This window comes from Salmonella sp. GDC200615 (assembly GCF_050574145.1).
GTDB classification, from domain to species: Bacteria; Pseudomonadota; Gammaproteobacteria; order Enterobacterales; family Enterobacteriaceae; genus Salmonella; species Salmonella enterica.
Genome location: NZ_CP192247.1, coordinates 1103534 through 1121385, shown reverse-complemented (window position 1 = coordinate 1121385; position 17852 = coordinate 1103534). Strand labels below are relative to the sequence as shown.

Annotated in this window: 12 protein-coding genes and 3 pseudogenes; 4 read left to right on the top strand and 11 right to left on the bottom strand. The window is 53.5% G+C overall.

What is annotated here, in order from left to right; translation table 11 throughout:
- Positions 1-81: 81 nt before the first annotated feature.
- Positions 82-1509: a serine endoprotease DegP gene (degP, locus tag ACQ29O_RS05230; protein ID WP_000753958.1), complete on the bottom strand. Its 1428-nt coding sequence runs from the start codon at positions 1507-1509 to the stop codon at positions 82-84.
- 129 nt (positions 1510-1638) lie between these two features.
- Positions 1639-3156, bottom strand: coding sequence for a dGTPase (gene dgt / locus ACQ29O_RS05225; protein ID WP_000146450.1), 1518 nt, complete (start codon positions 3154-3156; stop codon positions 1639-1641).
- 84 nt (positions 3157-3240) lie between these two features.
- On the opposite strand from dgt, the gene mtnN reads away from it, so the two are divergent.
- Genes mtnN through ACQ29O_RS05210 form a run of 3 tightly spaced genes read left to right on the top strand, consistent with a single transcriptional unit; the run spans position 3241 to position 5392 of the window.
- On the top strand, positions 3241-3939 hold the full coding sequence (gene mtnN / locus ACQ29O_RS05220; protein WP_000689824.1) for a 5'-methylthioadenosine/S-adenosylhomocysteine nucleosidase: 699 nt from the start codon (positions 3241-3243) through the stop codon (positions 3937-3939).
- Entirely contained in the window at positions 3932-4732 is an 801-nt protein-coding gene (btuF, locus tag ACQ29O_RS05215; protein ID WP_001118839.1) for a vitamin B12 ABC transporter substrate-binding protein BtuF, read from the top strand. Before mtnN ends, btuF begins: the two co-directional genes overlap by 8 nt.
- Before the next feature lie 36 nt (positions 4733-4768).
- Entirely contained in the window at positions 4769-5392 is a 624-nt protein-coding gene (locus tag ACQ29O_RS05210; protein ID WP_000964234.1) for a TRIC cation channel family protein, read from the top strand.
- A gap of 100 nt (positions 5393-5492) precedes the next feature.
- Here the strand turns inward: ACQ29O_RS05210 and erpA are convergent, their stop codons facing one another.
- Entirely contained in the window at positions 5493-5837 is a 345-nt protein-coding gene (erpA, locus tag ACQ29O_RS05205) for an iron-sulfur cluster insertion protein ErpA (RefSeq protein ID WP_001278668.1), read from the bottom strand.
- Positions 5838-5918: 81 nt separating this feature from the next.
- Positions 5919-7340: a H(+)/Cl(-) exchange transporter ClcA gene (gene clcA, locus ACQ29O_RS05200; protein ID WP_000845429.1), complete on the bottom strand. Its 1422-nt coding sequence runs from the start codon at positions 7338-7340 to the stop codon at positions 5919-5921.
- Between the two features lie 169 nt (positions 7341-7509).
- Between clcA and hemL the strand changes: the two genes are divergently transcribed.
- The gene (gene hemL, locus ACQ29O_RS05195) at positions 7510-8790 is read left to right on the top strand and encodes a glutamate-1-semialdehyde 2,1-aminomutase (protein WP_000045261.1); all 1281 of its coding nucleotides are present in this window, start codon (positions 7510-7512) and stop codon (positions 8788-8790) included.
- A gap of 108 nt (positions 8791-8898) precedes the next feature.
- Here hemL and stfH read toward each other — a convergent pair.
- The 7 genes and pseudogenes from stfH to fhuB form a co-directional block, all read right to left on the bottom strand.
- Positions 8899-9741 (bottom strand): annotated as a pseudogene (stfH, locus tag ACQ29O_RS05190) (fimbrial adhesin StfH).
- Entirely contained in the window at positions 9741-10271 is a 531-nt protein-coding gene (locus ACQ29O_RS05185; RefSeq protein ID WP_001129311.1) for a fimbrial protein, read from the bottom strand. The pseudogene stfH and the gene ACQ29O_RS05185 overlap by 1 nt, the downstream one beginning before the upstream one ends.
- Positions 10271-10747 (bottom strand): annotated as a pseudogene (gene stfF, locus ACQ29O_RS05180) (fimbrial minor subunit StfF). The gene ACQ29O_RS05185 and the pseudogene stfF overlap by 1 nt, the downstream one beginning before the upstream one ends.
- Positions 10744-11256: a fimbrial protein gene (locus tag ACQ29O_RS05175; RefSeq protein WP_001250313.1), complete on the bottom strand. Its 513-nt coding sequence runs from the start codon at positions 11254-11256 to the stop codon at positions 10744-10746. Before ACQ29O_RS05175 ends, stfF begins: the two are co-directional and overlap by 4 nt.
- A gap of 18 nt (positions 11257-11274) precedes the next feature.
- On the bottom strand, positions 11275-12027 hold the full coding sequence (stfD, locus tag ACQ29O_RS05170) for a fimbrial chaperone StfD (protein ID WP_000982725.1): 753 nt from the start codon (positions 12025-12027) through the stop codon (positions 11275-11277).
- Between the two features lie 17 nt (positions 12028-12044).
- Positions 12045-14639: pseudogene (locus ACQ29O_RS05165) on the bottom strand (outer membrane usher protein); the annotation flags it as partial.
- A gap of 1163 nt (positions 14640-15802) precedes the next feature.
- Positions 15803-17842, bottom strand: coding sequence for a Fe(3+)-hydroxamate ABC transporter permease FhuB (gene fhuB, locus ACQ29O_RS05160; protein ID WP_102047857.1), 2040 nt, complete (start codon positions 17840-17842; stop codon positions 15803-15805).
- Positions 17843-17852 lie beyond the last annotated feature (10 nt).

Below are 17852 nucleotides of genomic sequence, written 5' to 3'. Positions count from 1 at the left end.
CGGTGCAAATAAGTATGGAGTTGTGGGGGGTTTCACAGAAAAGTGTTGCCCCCTTCCATGGCGGAAGGGGGACAAAGGTGATTACTGCATCAGCAAATAAATAGAACTATCACCACGCTGAATATTCAGCGCCAGCACCGACGGTTTGCTGTCGAGAATCTTACGCAGCTCGGCGATATTTTTCACCGGCTGCTGGTTAGCGCCGATAATAACATCGCCTTTTTTGAGGCCAATTTGCGCGGCGGGTGAGTTCGCTTTCACGCTGCTCACCACAACGCCTTTATCCTGGCCTTTATTGCTCATTTCAGCGCCTTCAATCCCGCTGAAGATGGTGCTGGAATCAACCTGACTCTGGCTGCTCTGCTGCAGTTCCAGATTAACCGTAATCGCTTTACCTTCACGCAGCAGACCGAGGCTGATTTTGCTGCCGACCGGCATAGTGCCGACCTGAGCGCGCAGCGCCGCAAAGCTGCTGATCGGTTTACCGTTCAGCGAGGTAATGACATCCCCGGCTTTGATACCCGCTTTCGCTGCGGACGAATTCGGCATCACCTGGCTGACGAACGCGCCACGCTGGGCGTCGACTTTCATCGCTTTCGCCAATTCGGAATTCAGCTCAGTCCCCATGATCCCCAGTTCGCCGCGTTTCACCTGGCCGTATTCCACCATCTGCGACGTCAGGTTTTTCACCATGTTACTGGGGATAGCGAAGCCAATACCGATGTTGCCGCCGTCCGGCGCCAGAATCGCGGTGTTAATACCGATCAGCTCACCGTTCAGGTTCACCAGCGCGCCGCCGGAGTTACCACGGTTAATCGCGGCGTCGGTCTGAATAAAGTTCTCGTAATTTTCTACGTTCAGGCCGCTACGCCCCAGCGCCGAAACGATACCTGACGTCACCGTTTCGCCCAGACCAAACGGGTTACCAATAGCGACGGTATAATCCCCCACGCGCAGCGCGTCGGAGTCCGCCAGCTTAATCGCCGTCAGGTTCTTCGGATTCTGAATTTGAATCAGCGCGATATCAGAACGCGGATCTTTGCCTACCACTTTAGCATCGAATTTACGCCCATCGCTAAGCTGTACTTTAATCACGCTGGCGTTATCAACCACGTGGTTGTTGGTGACGACGTAGCCCTTCGCGGCGTCAATAATTACGCCAGAGCCCAGCGCCATGAATTTCTGTTGTTGACCGCCGTTGCCGCCGTTACCGCCGCCCTGGCAGAAGGGAGAATTCTGGAACGGAGAACCGTCCTGGCAGAACGGGGAGTCATCGCCAAAGAACTGCTGGAAATTACGCGGCATACGCGGCGTATTCACCGTGGTGCTACCTTCTACATTAATACTGACCACCGATGGCATCACTTTTTCGAGCATCGGTGCCAGGCTTGGCATCTGCTGGGCAGTCATTGCTGAAGAGGACGTTTCAGCCGCCGTGGCAGACAGAGGCGACAATGCCAAACCTAAACTCAGAGCCAGTGCACTCATTGCTAATGTGGTTTTTTTCATGTGTTTCAATCTCGATTAACAGGTAACGCAAAATTGCTGTGTACGTCAGATTCATTTTATAACGCGAAGTTCCGGAATAAAGTTTCTGGAAAAAGTAAAAATTTATTGTCCATCTTTACAAAAGTCCATTTACTGTTCGACCGCCATCAAACGCCGATATTCATCCCATGCGTAAAGGTCAGTCATCCCGCTGATATAATCCTGAATCAACCGACAGCGATAATAATATTCCAGCACCGGGTACTCCGCCGAATCCGTGGGTAATTTACTGACGACTTCCACGTAGGCCAAACGATGGCGCGTAGAAAGTTTCTGAAATAAGCGCGATTCTATGGGGAAGCGTTTCAACCGTTCTTTTTCCACCAGCTCGCGAAAGTCGTTAAGCGACAGGCTTAATAGCGGCTGATAGATATCTAATAACCCGCTGATCACCCGGTATCCCTGTAGTTCAAGCTGTTCTACATCCGGATGGCTAAACACATGTTCAACCGCCACATTCTTATAGAGTTCAAGCAGGCGGCTAAAACCGCTGGCATCTTCCAGCAACGCCTGATTGAAGGTACCGGCAAAAATCTGCGGCAAATTATCAATAAAACGCTGAGCGGCATAGGGCACCAGTTTATTTAATGTATTTACCCGTAAATACATAAAAAACTGATCTTCGGTACTGCGGCTTAATGTATTGGCGCGTGATTTTTCCCACGCATTTCCTACCACCAGCTCAAACAGCGAATCCTTCTCATGGTGGCCCCACGCGTGATATAAATGGTGATAAAGCTGCTCAACGCTAAAGATTCTTTTCTCTACCGCGTCTTCAAGATCGGCGACACAATAAGAAATATCATCTGCGGCTTCCATAATCCACGTTAATGGAAAGCGACTGTAAGGCGCTAACTGCAGTTCTTTACGTAACCTCGCAATATACTTCTCTTCAGAAAGATAATAGCCCGGTTTCTTCATTAAATAGCGATGGGAATCCGGCACCGGCCCTCGCCACCATGCCGGACGGGTATATTTTAAAATTCCGCCAACCTGCGCCCAGGTAAGATTCATCCGCATGAGCGTATGTACCAGACGAATTCCCTGTGCATTGCCTTCAAAATGGCAGATATCCTGACGTACCTTGCGGCGAATATCGTTCAGATTTTCTTCGCCTTCCTGTAGCCGTAGCGAGGAAACCACACAGCGATCATGCGTGAGCGGCTGACTTTCCGCATCTTCCGGATGCAGCCGCTGACGAAACCAGTCATTGATCGCCGCCTCGCCAAAATGACCGAACGGCGGATTACCGATGTCGTGCATCAGGCAGGCCATTTCCACAATACTTTCAAAGGGACCGGTCAGCGCATCCAGACCGTACTCCTCCAGTCGGTTTTGCTCTTTCAGGCGGCTTAAAATCTCTTTCGCGATATAACGCCCCACCTGCTGCACCTCCATCGAATGCGTCAGACGAGTACGCACCGCGGCATTGCGCTCCAGCGGGAAAACCTGCGTTTTTTGCTGCAAACGGCGTATAGCCGGAGAGTTGATAATCCGCCCGCGATCGCTTTCAAAAATCCGCAGGATCTCATGTTCCGTCTTTACACCCTGCGGTGAACGATAACGACGATGCCAGTTAATTTTATTTCGGAAATCGATCGATGCCATATCCTCTCCCCGCCTGAGAAATGCGCTTCCCCATAAGCGCATGATAAACTATGCCCCCAAAACTGACTTATCGCGAGTAAATCTATGAAAATCGGCATCATTGGCGCAATGGAAGAAGAAGTTACGCTGCTGCGTGACAAAATTGACAACCGTCAGACGATTACGCTGGGCGGCTGCGAAATTTACACTGGCCAGTTGAACGGCACCGAAGTGGCGTTGCTGAAATCCGGTATCGGTAAAGTCGCGGCGGCGCTGGGCGCAACGTTGCTTCTGGAACACTGCAAGCCGGACGTGATCATCAATACCGGTTCCGCAGGCGGTCTGGCGTCCACGCTGAAGGTCGGCGATATCGTCGTCTCTGACGAAGCGCGTTACCACGACGCTGATGTGACCGCTTTCGGCTATGAATACGGGCAATTACCGGGCTGTCCGGCCGGATTTAAGGCCGATGACAAACTGATCGCCGCCGCGGAATCCTGCATCAGAGAGCTGAATCTGAACGCGGTACGCGGCCTTATTGTTAGCGGCGACGCGTTTATTAACGGTTCCGTCGGGCTGGCGAAAATTCGGCATAACTTCCCCGACGCGGTCGCCGTAGAGATGGAAGCCACCGCTATCGCCCACGTCTGCTATAACTTCAGCGTGCCGTTCGTGGTGGTACGCGCTATTTCTGACGTGGCCGATCAGCAATCGCACCTCAGCTTTGACGAATTCCTCGCGGTGGCGGCGAAACAGTCGACTCTGATGGTCGAAACGCTGGTACAGAAACTGGCGCATGGCTAAGCAAATGTTCAGGGCGCTGGTCGCCCTGCTGCTTACGCTCCCGGTGTGGCTTTACGCTGCGCCGCGCGTCATTACCCTCTCTCCCGCCAATACGGAGCTTGCTTTTGCCGCCGGGATTACGCCCGTTGGCGTCAGCAGCTATTCCGACTACCCGCCCGAAGCGCAAAAAATAGAACAGGTCTCTACCTGGCAGGGAATGAATCTGGAACGCATTGTGGCGCTGAAGCCGGATCTGGTCGTCGCCTGGCGCGGCGGTAATGCGGAACGCCAGGTAAACCAACTGACGTCATTAGGTATTAAGGTCATGTGGGTGGACGCGGTAAGCATCGAACAGATCGCCGACACGCTCCGTCAACTGGCCGCCTGGAGCCCGCAGCCGGAAAAGGCTCAGCAGGCAGCGCAGACATTGCTAAACGAGTACGCCGCGCTCAACGCCAAGTATGCCGGTAAAGCTAAAAAGCGCGTCTTTCTTCAGTTTGGCATGAATCCTCTGTTTACCAGTGGTAAAGGGTCTATTCAACATCAGGTTTTGACGACCTGCGGCGGAGAAAACGTCTTTGCTGACAGCCGCGTGCCGTGGCCGCAAGTCAGCCGTGAGCAGGTGCTGGCAAGGCATCCTCAGGCCATTATCGTGGCCGGAAAAGCGGGCGAAATTCTCAAAATTGAACAATACTGGGGAAACCTGTTAAAAATTCCGGTTATTCCGCTTAACAGCGACTGGTTTGAACGCGCAAGCCCGCGTATTATCCTCGCCGCAAAACAACTCTGTAATGCGCTTTCACAGGTGAATTAGAGCCTGTCTTACCAGGCTCCCAGTGGGGATTCGACAATGCTCGTCTATTGGCTGGATATTGTAGGCACGGCTGTATTTGCTATCTCTGGCGTGTTGCTGGCCGGGAAATTACGTATGGACCCGTTCGGCGTCCTGGTGCTCGGCGTCGTTACTGCCGTTGGCGGCGGGACAATCCGCGATATGGCGCTGGATAACGGCCCCGTATTCTGGGTTAAAGATCCTACCGACCTGGTCGTCGCCATGGTCACCAGTATGCTGACCATCCTGCTGGTTCGCCAACCAAGACGTCTGCCGAAATGGATGTTGCCGGTACTGGATGCGGTCGGGCTGGCGGTGTTTGTCGGCATTGGGGTGAATAAAGCCTTCCTCGCTGAAACGGGGCCATTAGTGGCTGTCTGTATGGGCGTGATTACCGGCGTCGGCGGCGGGATTATTCGCGATGTTCTGGCACGCGAGATCCCCATGATCCTACGCACCGAAATCTATGCCACGGCCTGTATTATCGGCGGGATTGTTCACGCTACCGCGTTTTATACGTTTTCAGTACCGCTGGAAAGCGCCAGCATGATGGGTATGGTCGTCACGCTGTTCATTCGCCTGGCGGCCATTCGCTGGCATTTGAAATTGCCGACGTTTGCCCTGGATGAAAACGGACGTTGATATTGTTTTGCCCGATGGCGCTACGCTTATCGGGCCTGGAACATCTTTCCTGTAGGCCGGATAAGACGCTCGCGTCGCCATCCGGCACAACGAACAGCGATCAAATGCTGAAGGAAGAGCCACACCCGCAGGTACTTTTCGCATTCGGGTTGGTTACAATGAAGCGGGAACCTTCCAGACCTTCGGTATAATCTACCGAACCACCCACCAGATACTGCAAACTCATCGGGTCAACCACCAGGCCAACGCCCTGTTTTTCGATGGTCATATCCCCTTCGTTCACCTGATCGTCAAAGGTAAAACCATACTGGAAGCCGCTGCAACCACCGCCGGTGATATATACGCGCAGTTTCAGATTCGGGTTATCTTCGTCAGCGATAAGACTTTTTACTTTATTCGCTGCTGCGTCGGTAAACTGCAGCGGCAGCGCTACGTCATCACTCATATTTTGCTCCAAACGACATCGGTAATTGGATAAATTTTCACCCAATATTGGCAGTCATTATCTAATACCCTGGTAATTCGTTCAAGTATTCTCGCCCGCAGGCGCATTCTGGCTTTTCGCCGCCTGTTCCGCATCCTGCTTCGCCAGAGTGCGCGCCAGGATGGTTGAGTATAACGGTTTCCCGCCCAAAAACTGGGCTAATAGTGTCGCGCCAAGACAGGTGATAATCATTGGCAAAATGAGCTGGTAGTTATCGGTCATCTCCAGCACCAGCACAATCCCCGTCAGCGGGGCGCGCACCGACGCCGCCATCAGCGCCCCCATCCCGGCAATCGCAAAGGTACCGGCCTCCAGGTGATACTGCGGGAAAAGCACTGCCGCCGCCATACCGAAGGCCGTACCAAGCAGCGTTCCCAGCGCCAGCATCGGGGCGAAAATGCCCCCCGGCGCGCCGGAAGAAAAGCAAAGCAGCGTCGTGACAACCCGGGCAATAAAGATGAACAGCAGTAGCCCGACGCTAAAATTACCTGCCGCGGCGATGGGAATAAGGTTAAATCCGCCGCCTGCCGCTTCCGGCTCAATCAACCCCAGAATACCGCACAGGCCGCCGATCGCGCCGCCCATAAGCACCCATTTTTTAATTTCGCCGCCATGAAAGCGCTGAAACATATCCTGGGTACGCAGCACCAACGAATTAAATACCGGCCCGACGCAGCCAAAAATAATGCCGAGGATAAGGTATAACCACAGCGTGTTAACCGGCGCATCAGACAGTTTGCCGACTTCAATAATCGGCGCTTCGCCGTTAAATATGCGGAACACAATGCTCGACATGATGACGCCGGTAAACACCGCTTTAATCGAAATCAGGTTGTAGCGAAACTGCGGGCGCATCTCTTCAATAATAAACAGGATACCCGCCAGCGGCGCGTTAAACGCCGCAGAGAGCCCCGCCGCCGCGCCGGTCGCCAGCAACGTATGCCGCGCTTCGGCGCTGCGCATACGAAAAACATCCAGCACCATGCGCCCCAGGTTGCCCCCGATTTGCACCGTTGGCCCTTCGCGCCCTAATACCATTCCTGCGCCCAACGTTCCCATCCCGCCGATAAACTTCACCGGCAACACGCGCCACCAGCGCACCGGACGTAGTTCCTCCAGCGCGCCTTCAATTTCCGGGATACCCGAGCCGCCGGCTTCCGGCGCAAATTTTCGCACCAAAAAGTAGCCGACCATCGCCAGTAACGCCGAAAGGATAAAAGCCAGCGGCCAAAGCAAAAACGCATGGTCCGCGACCTGAACCAGCGCGCCAATGCGCATGTTTTGTACCCAGGAAACCGCCTTTTCAAAGGCGACGCCAACCAGTCCGGTAAGCGTGCCGACAACGGCCGCCATGAACAGGATGGCCAGCGGCGTTTTATCCCGCTGCATTAACCGGCGAATCTGATCTCTGCGCCGTAAACGCACAATTTGCTGAGCTAAAAAGGTGGAAGTGTCTGTTTTCATCAGAAGATCATTAATTGGTAATACAAATCTAAAATCGGCATTCTACTCGCCAACGCCGCGAAAATCCCCTGCAAATCGTATTGTTTCAAATGCGTAAAACTTTCATAACCTTCTCTGAATAACTTAGAATAGCGGGTATTCACTTTTTCTACGAACCAGGAATCTTTCCATGAGTAAGTCTGAAAATCTCTATAGCGCGGCCCGCGAGCTGATCCCCGGTGGCGTGAACTCCCCTGTTCGCGCCTTCACTGGCGTAGGCGGTACCCCACTGTTTATCGAAAAAGCGGACGGCGCTTATCTTTATGATGTCGATGGCAAAGCGTATATCGACTATGTCGGTTCCTGGGGACCAATGGTACTGGGGCATAACCATCCGGCTATCCGCAATGCGGTGATCGAAGCTGCGGAGCGCGGTTTAAGCTTCGGCGCGCCAACCGAAATGGAAGTGAAAATGGCGGAACTGGTTACCAACCTGGTGCCGACCATGGACATGGTGCGCATGGTGAACTCCGGCACCGAAGCGACGATGAGCGCTATTCGCCTGGCGCGTGGTTTTACTGGCCGCGATAAGATTATCAAATTCGAAGGCTGCTACCACGGCCACGCAGACTGTCTGCTGGTCAAAGCCGGTTCTGGCGCGCTGACGCTCGGTCAGCCGAACTCGCCGGGCGTGCCGGCAGATTTCGCGAAACATACGCTGACCTGCACTTATAACGATCTGACGTCAGTGCGCGCGGCGTTTGAACAATATCCGCAGGAAATCGCCTGTATCATCGTCGAACCCGTAGCGGGCAATATGAACTGCGTCCCGCCGCTGCCGGAATTTCTGCCAGGTCTGCGCGCCTTGTGCGATGAGTTCGGCGCGCTGCTGATTATCGACGAAGTGATGACCGGTTTTCGCGTAGCGCTGGCCGGAGCCCAGGATTACTACGGCGTCGTGCCGGACCTGACCTGTCTGGGTAAAATCATCGGCGGCGGGATGCCGGTAGGCGCGTTTGGCGGTCGTCGCGATGTAATGGATGCGCTGGCGCCGACGGGCCCGGTTTACCAGGCGGGCACCCTTTCCGGCAACCCGATTGCGATGGCGGCCGGTTTCGCCTGCCTGAATGAAGTCGCCCAGCCCGGCATTCATGAAACGCTGGATGAACTCACCACCCGCCTGGCGGAAGGTTTGCTGGAAGCTGCCGAAGACGCGAATATTCCGCTGGTGGTTAACCATGTCGGCGGCATGTTCGGGATTTTCTTCACCGACGCTGAGAGCGTAACCTGCTATCAGGACGTGATGGCGTGCGACGTGGAACGCTTTAAGCGTTTCTTCCACCTGATGCTGGAGGAAGGCGTATATCTGGCGCCGTCCGCGTTCGAAGCAGGCTTTATGTCCGTGGCGCACAGTGAAGAAGATATCAATAACACCATCGACGCCGCGCGTCGGGTGTTTGCGAAACTGTAAAAGAGAACGTCCAGAAACAACGTAGGCCGGGTAAGGCGAAGCCGCCACCCGGCTTTTTTTTGGTTCATACCAGGTTAGCGTGAATCTTCGCCAAACACCCAGCCCCCCCTAAAGCTCATCAATAATATACTGAAAGCTACAGGTCGACGTGAACTGCCCGGAGCCAATGTTGCGGGTGTTCACCGCTACATTAATGTCATGAAGCTCAACATCGGTTATCGGATGATCAACGGCGCTGGTCGTGACGCTCGACTGGTCGCAGCCCAGCACATTGAGCGTAATACCCGATGAGACAAAACGGCAATAAGCGCCACGGTCGTCAAATTTGCTGCCATCGCAAAGTTTTCCGCCCTCCATCAAATAGGTATGTAACGTGCGATTCACCGTGCCACCGGTGGCATCAAGCATGAGGGTTGTTTTCTGTTTCGAAACGTTCGCATCCCAGGAGATATCAAAAGTATCAACGGGAACTTTCGGGCAAACTGAGCTGCGCGTATCCGGCGGGGAATACGTTTCGCCAGAGATACCATCAGCAGCAGTGACACGACTCGTTGCCAGCCAGGGGCAACCATAGTCATCGCTTTGTACCGTAATATCCACGGTAAAAGAGCCACAATCGTGCCAACTCGCTGGCATATTCTGGCAACTGGAGCGCGCAACGCTGTTATCGAAATCGCGTAACACAACCGTCGGCGCGGGCTCTGGCCCCGACCAGGATTGTAAGGGTACCGGACGATTTTTAAAAACCCCTCCTAGCTACCAGGTGCCATAGTATACTCCGCCATGCGTATCCACCATCACATTCAGCAGAATCGAGCGATCGAAGGTACTCGGACCTATGCCGTAATAGAGCGTGGTACTTGAAAACGTCGCTTTCAGCATGGGTTTGGCCACTACCGAACTGCCATAAACGGCAATCAGCAGCAAAAATAAAGTCCGTATTATTTTCATCATAAATACTCAAATGTAACTAGTGCGCTTGCGAAGAACGTTCCCGGAATCAGGTCCTCGCCAGGAAGGCGTTGTACCCAGGCATTCAGGTTTAGCGCGTTATTCCCCGTCACCAGCGTGAATATCGCACCATCTTCATCGTTCATGCCCACGGGAACGCCGGATAGCGTTTCAATACCAATCCCGATCCCAAAAGCACCTGAATGACTATCGATGGCCAGGATACCGCGCATTCCGGTCGCTTCGGTTCCAGTGAAAGTCACCTGCCCCCCGTTACTCAGCGCCGAATCGCAATCCGTGAGTTCAAACACCAAAGGCTTACGAGCAGACTGGCCGTCGGGAGTGAAATCAGAACTGTCAAGCGACGAAAAATCGACTTCGGCAATCCCCGTCCCCTGCATCGTGAGCGTGCAAGGACTGGCCACCAGGCTACCGGAAAAATGCAGGTTATCTGCCGCTGGGACCGGCAATATCAGCGCCCCACAGAGGATGCAGGCCGCGCCGTGTAATAACGCCTGTCTTTTAGCCATTACTGATAATCCACCTGTAATGTTGCCGTCGCATCGAAGCCGCCTTCTTTCAGCGAAGCACCGCTCTTTTTAACCGGTATGGCTTTCAGAACAGGTGCCGACTGCTCATTTACAGTAATGGTGGACCCCAACGTAAACGGTTGGTCGTTCTGCCTGAGTTCAATCCCCAGCCCCGCCACGCTGGTGTTTACCGCCGCCGGATTAAAATCACTCACGGAACCGCTTAGCGTCAGGGTCATCGCCATCGTCTCATCGCGTACCGTTGAATCACAGGTGATTTCATACGGAACATTCTGCGCATAACGCGTACCATCTATTTTATTAATCAGCAGGTTACCGAACTCAACGTCGATCGTCTGATCATTGTTAATCGTACAATTCGGCGGTGAAATTAATGTGCCGTGAAACTTAAGGTTCTCAGCCGACTACGCGGCAAAACTGCTGCTTATTAACACTATCAAAGCCATTTTTTTCATTGGTAATCCACCACCAACGTGGCGCCTGCGTTAAACGCGCCACCTGTTAACGTTACGCCATTATTTTTGACGGGAATTGCCTCAATGGCCGGACCGCTGCCGCCGCTGTATTGAAATGACAACCATTGCGTATTGCCGGGTGAAATCAGCGCGCCATCCGTGGCGGTTTGCAGTCGGATACCCAATCCATCGACATCGGTTTGCAATACCGACTCGCCATTGATAGTCACCGCATTCCCCTGAATCTGTAACTTCAGGTAATCGCTCACTCTGCCGTTACAGCTCAGGCGATAGCCCACCGCCTGCCGGTAATTCACCCCGTCCACTTTCGTCGTCAACACATTGCCAAATTCCACCTCACCGCCGGTCACAGTACAGGGCGGCGCGGCATTAACGACTATCGTCAGCGTCATGTTGACCGTCTTACTTCCTGCTGCCAGCGGCATACTGACCGCACTCAGCATGGCCGCACACGTTACCGTGCCCAGCCGTAACCGCCATTGCCTCATCTTGCGTCTCCTTGTCGGTTACGACTTTCTGCTTTTTGCTTCATCTACCGCACAACTGTTGTCAGTACAGTTAAAAATCAGCGGTAACCGCGCGCCATAATCGTTGACGTAAGTCAGCACAGGCGAGTGACCTAATTCACTGGCGTCCCCTCCCAGCGTCACGTTGCTTTTTGGTGCAATCACTAATGGGCTAAAGCCTCTGGCCGGTGTGCCGTCCATGCGGTTGCTGGCGTTGCTTAACACCACGTAGTAACCGGTCGGATTGCTCACCTGATAGCCATTGCCCTGACGCTGAAGGGTGATCTTGTATTGCCAGGGATGCTGCATATCGATTTTCGATAGCGCCTGCGGACGGTAAAAAACTTTGATGCGCGTTTGCAGGGCGATTTGCAGCGTATTGGGCTTGTCGCTTTGCGGCGGAATTTCGCACACGTTGTAATAAAAAAGGGTTTCCCGATCCTGGGGGAGCGACGCCAGCGCCGGCATCCCCTGAATTTTGACCTGTCCGATTGCCGACGGCTCAATGCGCTGGACCGGTGGGACGACGATTAAAGGTGAGGTGATTTTGACGCCCTTCTCATCTTCCACCCAGGACTGCGCCAGATAGGGCAGTTTGCTGTTGGCGTTTTTCAGATCGACGCTTATCGATTTATCTTCGCCGCGAAACACCAGGCGGGTGCGATCGGGCGCGATGGCGGCCTGGGCGCTACCGTAGCCGCCCAGCAAAAGCAGCAAAACAGCGGCCAGGTTATAACGTTTTAATGGCATCATGAATGCGGTTTCCTGAATCAATGTGTTGGATAACGAGAAGAGAGCGCTTCGGGTTGCGTCGAAGACGTCCGCCGCTGCGTATGAAGCTGGAGTAATGGTTTCTCTTCGGGCTGCGTTGCCTCAGGTGATGAAGCGTCGCCGATGCACGGCAGCAACAGGCCGCTAAACAGATCGCCCGGCAGCGGATCGGGCAACGCCGCTTCACACTGCGTTTTACCTTCCCATGTCACCTGCAACCGCTCGCCGGGGTTAATGCCGATCAGATAAACGCTGCCGTCTTCACCTACGATCCCTAACTGTTGCTGGCGACTGTTGTAAACCTCTGCTCCGAAGGGCGGCGTGCCGCCATCGCGCAGGCGGATACTGGCCATGGCTTTTTTACCGCTGAGCACCTCCATGCGGCGATAACCGATCGCCCCTTCCGTCAGGGTCGCCTGAGCGATGGAGAGGATTGCTTCCGCGTCTTCCGGCAACTGGGTAATGTCGATTTTCACCTGGTTGCGGTAGTAGTCGTTGACGTCGACAATGACGGCTTTACCAAACGCGTTGGTATATACCGGCGTGCTGTAGCCGGAGATGGGTACGTTCGCTTCATCTCCGACATCCACCATCAGCCGCGAGCCGCCGTTGACGCTGGTGCGGTGCAGCGCCCCGCCTTTAGCAGTCAGCGTCGCACCGCCCTGGATGTTCAGCCCGCCGGAGGTATAGTCGCCTTCCTGATAGTTCGCACTGATGTCAATGTCGGCATAGCTCGCTTGATGACGGTAATAGCCGTCGAGAGTCACGCCGTTATCCGCGCGGCCAGCGTTGATCTGGTAGTTATTGCGATCGTCAATGCGCTCGTAATAGCCGACCTGATTGCTGTTGTTGTCATCGCTAAAGGAGCCGTTGTAGCTCAGCGTGCGGTTGTTGCCCCACGGAATACTGAGCGAGACGTACACGCCGTCATCACGCTCATTGTCATATTCGTTGCGAAAACCGTTCACCGACAGACTGATCCCGCGCACCTCACCGACATCGAAATAGTGCGACAGCGTCAGGTTATAGCTGTCCTGGTTAGGTTGACTCCAGTAGGTGCGATGGGTGTAGTTGATATAGGCGTTGACGTTTATTGCCGAAAAGTTCTGGCTGTACGTCAGGGTATACATCTCTTTATCGTGGCCGGTGCGCTGACGATCGTTATCGTCATTATGCGTATCGATAAACTCGTCCATCGTCATGTAGTTTTCTTCGGAAAAGCGATAACCAGCAAACGTCAGACGGCTGTCTATATCATCAAAATCTTTAGCGTAGCTGGCACGGAACGAGTTACCCTAAATGGTGCCGTCGCCGTAGGCGCTACCCTCTGGCAGCGTCGCACGGGAATGGGTGACATCGACGGAAAACGCGCCCAGCAGCGCCAGATCGCGCCCCAGTCCTAACGCCAGCGCCTGATAATCCTGCTCACCGATGGCACCGCCGTACAGCGACCAGCCGTTAGCGATCCCCCAGGAGGCTTCGGCTGAGGTGAAAAAGCCGCCTTCCATATTGTGATCCCAGTCCTGCGGTCGCCCGGCTGCCAACTTGTAGCGCACCTGGCCGGGACGGGTCAGAAACGGAATGGAGGCGGTGCTGACTTCATATTCCTGCACCTGACCGCTTTGTTCTTCAATTTTGACGTGTAGATCGCCGGATACCGTTTCATTAATATCCTGAATGCGAAACGGCCCAGCCGGGACCTGCGACTCATAAATCACCCGCCCGCGCTGGGTCACGGTGACTTTGGCGTTGGTGCGCGCCACGCCTGATATATCCGGGGCGTAGCCGCGCAGATTAGGCGGTAACATCTGATCGTCGGTGATAAGGCTGCCGCCAACATAGTTAAAGCCATCGAAAATATCGGATTCCAGCGATCCTTCGCCCAGCGTTAGCTGCGCCCGGAGCTGCGGGATCGCCCGCCAGGCGTAATAGCGGTTCCAGTCCCAGTTCTGTTCGGAACTGGAGCCAAAGTTGTCTTTATCTTCGCTGTCATTTTCGTGACGATAGTTAGCCTGCCAGTCCGCGCGCAAACGCCACGCGCCGAGGTTGGCACCCACCGTGCCGTTGCCGCTGATGTCATACTCATCGCCGTCATCATGTTCAGCATGTCGCCACTGGCTGTTAACGTTGTAGTCAAATAATACGCCGGGAATCCCTTCATCCCAGCGGGAGGGTGGATCCCACTCTTCATCGCTGTATTCCAGATAGGCCTGCGGAATAATCACCGTCAGCGTTGACTGGCTTAAATCCGTTTGGGTTTCCATCCCTTCCAGTTGATCTGGTTGCAGACACTGACCGGCATTTATCCAGATCATTTTATCTGCTATTTCAGGTTTTAACCCCAGCAGCGATACCAGTTCAGGCGATAAACAGGGATAGGTGTTATCAGGATCGTTATTATCAACGGAATACATAATAACATTATCCTGGGCAATTTGACTCTGATTGACCAGCACCTGGAGATGATAGCTCCCCGGCATAATGTAGCCTTTACGGGAAAAACGGGAGAGATCCAGGCTGGCATCATCTTTAACATCAAGAAATCGGGTATTAAATTGAATGGGCGCTTCCGCATAGCTATTTTCCGGACCGATATGGAAATCGACTTTTGAAGATTCTTTACCGCCCATCAGAGAACCGGTACCGATATGGCCCAGGTTAACGGTCTGGTGTTCGTCGCCAACCACGATTGAACACGGTGAATCTTCAATAGTACCGGTAAAAGTAACCGTACCAGTATTACTGCCCGCAGCATTAGCAAAGCTGGAAACACCCATAACCAGTGCGGCAGCAACCGCAGCTTTTACTGCTGTATTCATTTTTCATCCTTATTAAAAGTTGGTGAGTATTTTTACGCTATTCACACGGAGTTATACTCAATACCCCATGTTTATATTAGTAGATATATATTATATGACGAGTTATGAAATTGCCGATGCAACATTCAAAAGAAGCAAACAACACGTTAATAAATAACATCCCTTACGCGCGGTGAAGTATTTTCCATTAAAAACCCAAAGACAAGTATTTTTTATTTAAAGGATCATCAGAATTAAATAATAAATATTTTTACCGTTCAAAAAACAAACAAAGCAAGCAAGACGGGAGAGCCAAAAAAACAATAAACATGTCAAAATGAATAAAAAAAGATCAGAATTACAGTACTGAATATATAGCAATGACGCGTAACATTTATTTTTGGTATAAATTTCATTAAAAAAAACAAAAAATGCTAAATTACATTTTTTTGTTTACTCGTGGCAATTAATTTATTTTAATAGAGTTGTTTTTTATTACTTCGATAAAAAAATAATATTTTATTATCGAAGTTTTATAATGAAAATTTATTATTAAATTAAAATTGATTTACGAGATGCATTAAAGATGCGGCATCCGCATCTTAATATTTAAAAAGGCTTAATACCGAAACCGGTAATTCTTATTATTGGATAGATCATGCCGCAATTTATCATCAACGTTTCGGGCCTGGATATGTTGAAATTAGTCACCCTGTTCAGGAGACAGCGGCGCGCCACTGAAATAGCACATGACTTATCGATACAGAAATAACACCTGCTTCTTGCTGAAAATAAAAGCAGAATTCCCTCGATAAAACGTGACAGGACAGCTCTCGCACCTGATAGCGTTCAGCTATTTTTAGGTCTACAAAATATTGCCACAACATATTGATATTGTGTAATTTGTAGGTCGGGTTGAGCATGGCTGCCACCCGACATAAATGTGGCACAGCTTTTTTTTACCGACTCTGTTTACGTAGCAAATAGATAAAGTACGGCGCGCCAATAAAGCTTGAAAGCAGTCCCGCCGGGATCTGATACGGAAATAGCGCCATCCTGCCGCACCAGTCGGCAAAGACCAGTAAAACGCCCCCTGCCAGCGCCGAGATGACCATATGCGGCATCGTCCGGCGAAAACCGAGCATCCGCGCAATATGCGGCGCCATCAGTCCAACGAAACTCAGCGGCCCAATGGTCATCGTCGCGGTTGCCGTCAAACACGCCGCCAGCGCCAGCAGCGCGATACGCGATGGCGTAAGCGCCATGCCCACCGCGCGCGCGGCATCGCCGCCCAGAGGCAAAATCGTTAACCAGCGGCGACACAACGGCACAATGGCCAGCAAAATCACCATCACGATCGCGGTTCGCGTAACCTGCCCGCCAGTGGCGTTATAGGTAGATCCTGAGAGCCAGGTCAACACATCCGCCATCCGCGGATCGCCGCTCGCCTGGAGCATCATTAGCAGCATGGTAAACGCGGTGCTGATCGCCATCCCCGCCAGCAACATCCGTTGCGGCGAGAAACCGCCGCGCCCGGCGGCTATCATAATAATCAGCAGTGTCGCCGCCGCACCCAGGCTTCCGGCAGGCAGTAGCCAACCGAAAGCATTCCCCGGCACCAAAAACAGCATCAACACCACGCCAAACGCGGCTCCGGAACTGATCCCCAGCACTTCCGGGCTGGCCATTGGATTACCGGTCAGACGCTGAATAATGCAGCCCGCCACCGCCAGCATGACGCCCGCCATTAACGCCGCCAGTATCCGCGGCCAGCGCCACGGCATCAGTTCTTCAAGCAGCGTTCCGCTCGCCCACGTCCAGCCGTGCGCGTCGCGACCAAAAGAGAGGGCGACCCATGTTGCCAGCAGCAGGAGCGCGCCACCGGCAACGGCAAAAGCAAGAACGTGCCGACGTTCCGCTGCCACACGATCGCTGGCGTTCATATCCGGCGCGCTCATGCTTTTAAGCCGCGGCAGCAGCCACAGGAGCAGCGGCGCGCCGATTAACGCCGTCACTGACCCGGTGGAAACCTCCATCCATACGCGGGTTAGCCAAAGGATAATCTGATCGGATAGCCACAAAATAAGCGCCCCAATGAGCGGCGCCAGCATCAGGCGCGCCAGCAGACGTCTTGCGCCAAGCATTTTCGCCAGCAGCGGCGCAAACAGGCCGATAAAACCGATAATGCCCACCGCGTTGACCAGCAGAGCGCTCAACACAATCGCCAGCGACAGCGCCGCCAGACGCGCTAACGACAGCGCCAGACCCAGATTACGCGCAACGCCGTCATCCAGCCCCATCAGCGTCATCGGACGTAACAACAATAACGTGAGCATCACGCCGCCCAGCAACTGCGGCCACAGACGCTGCACGCCGCTCCAGTCGGTTTGCGTTAGCGTTCCGGTGCTCCATAAAAACATGCTTTGCAACTGATCGTGGTGAAAAATCACCAGTAACTGGTTGATTGCGCCACAATAGAGGCTAACCACCAGCCCGGCGAGGATCAGGGTCACTGGCGACAGACGTTTGCCCCACGCCACGCCGAACACCAGCGCGCCGACGATACAGGCTCCCGCCAGGGCGGCAAACTGCGTGGTCAGCGCGCCGGGAATCGCCCAAAGCGTAGTCACCGTGATCCCCAATTGCGCGCCGGTCGCCACGCCCAGCGTGGTCGGTTCCGCCAGCGGGTTACGTAATACTTGCTGGAACAGGACGCCTACCAGCCCAAGCCCCGCGCCCACCAGCAGCGAAATCGCCAGTCTTGGCAGCTGGCTGTAATGAAAAATCATCTGCTCAATGATGTCGATATCTGGTGACCAGATAGCCTGTTGCCACTGACTGCGCGGTAGCGCAACGGAGAAGTTAACCCATGTCAGCCAGCAGGCGGCAACCAACAGCGCCAATAACAGCAACGCCGGATGGCGGCTTCGCCTTATCCGGCCTACAAAGCGCCCGAACCGTAGGTCGGTTAAGGCGTTTTTCGCACCGCCATCCGGTATTTCACGTTTT

Coding starts and splice junctions, on each gene's coding strand:
- degP (WP_000753958.1), bottom strand. CDS start 1,509: ATGAAAAAAACCACATTAGCAATGAGTGCACTGGCTCTGAGTTTAGGT.
- dgt (WP_000146450.1), bottom strand. CDS start 3,156: ATGGCATCGATCGATTTCCGAAATAAAATTAACTGGCATCGTCGTTAT.
- mtnN (WP_000689824.1), top strand. CDS start 3,241: ATGAAAATCGGCATCATTGGCGCAATGGAAGAAGAAGTTACGCTGCTG.
- btuF (WP_001118839.1), top strand. CDS start 3,932: ATGGCTAAGCAAATGTTCAGGGCGCTGGTCGCCCTGCTGCTTACGCTC.
- ACQ29O_RS05210 (WP_000964234.1), top strand. CDS start 4,769: ATGCTCGTCTATTGGCTGGATATTGTAGGCACGGCTGTATTTGCTATC.
- erpA (WP_001278668.1), bottom strand. CDS start 5,837: ATGAGTGATGACGTAGCGCTGCCGCTGCAGTTTACCGACGCAGCAGCG.
- clcA (WP_000845429.1), bottom strand. CDS start 7,340: ATGAAAACAGACACTTCCACCTTTTTAGCTCAGCAAATTGTGCGTTTA.
- hemL (WP_000045261.1), top strand. CDS start 7,510: ATGAGTAAGTCTGAAAATCTCTATAGCGCGGCCCGCGAGCTGATCCCC.
- ACQ29O_RS05185 (WP_001129311.1), bottom strand. CDS start 10,271: ATGGCTAAAAGACAGGCGTTATTACACGGCGCGGCCTGCATCCTCTGT.
- ACQ29O_RS05175 (WP_001250313.1), bottom strand. CDS start 11,256: ATGAGGCAATGGCGGTTACGGCTGGGCACGGTAACGTGTGCGGCCATG.
- stfD (WP_000982725.1), bottom strand. CDS start 12,027: ATGATGCCATTAAAACGTTATAACCTGGCCGCTGTTTTGCTGCTTTTG.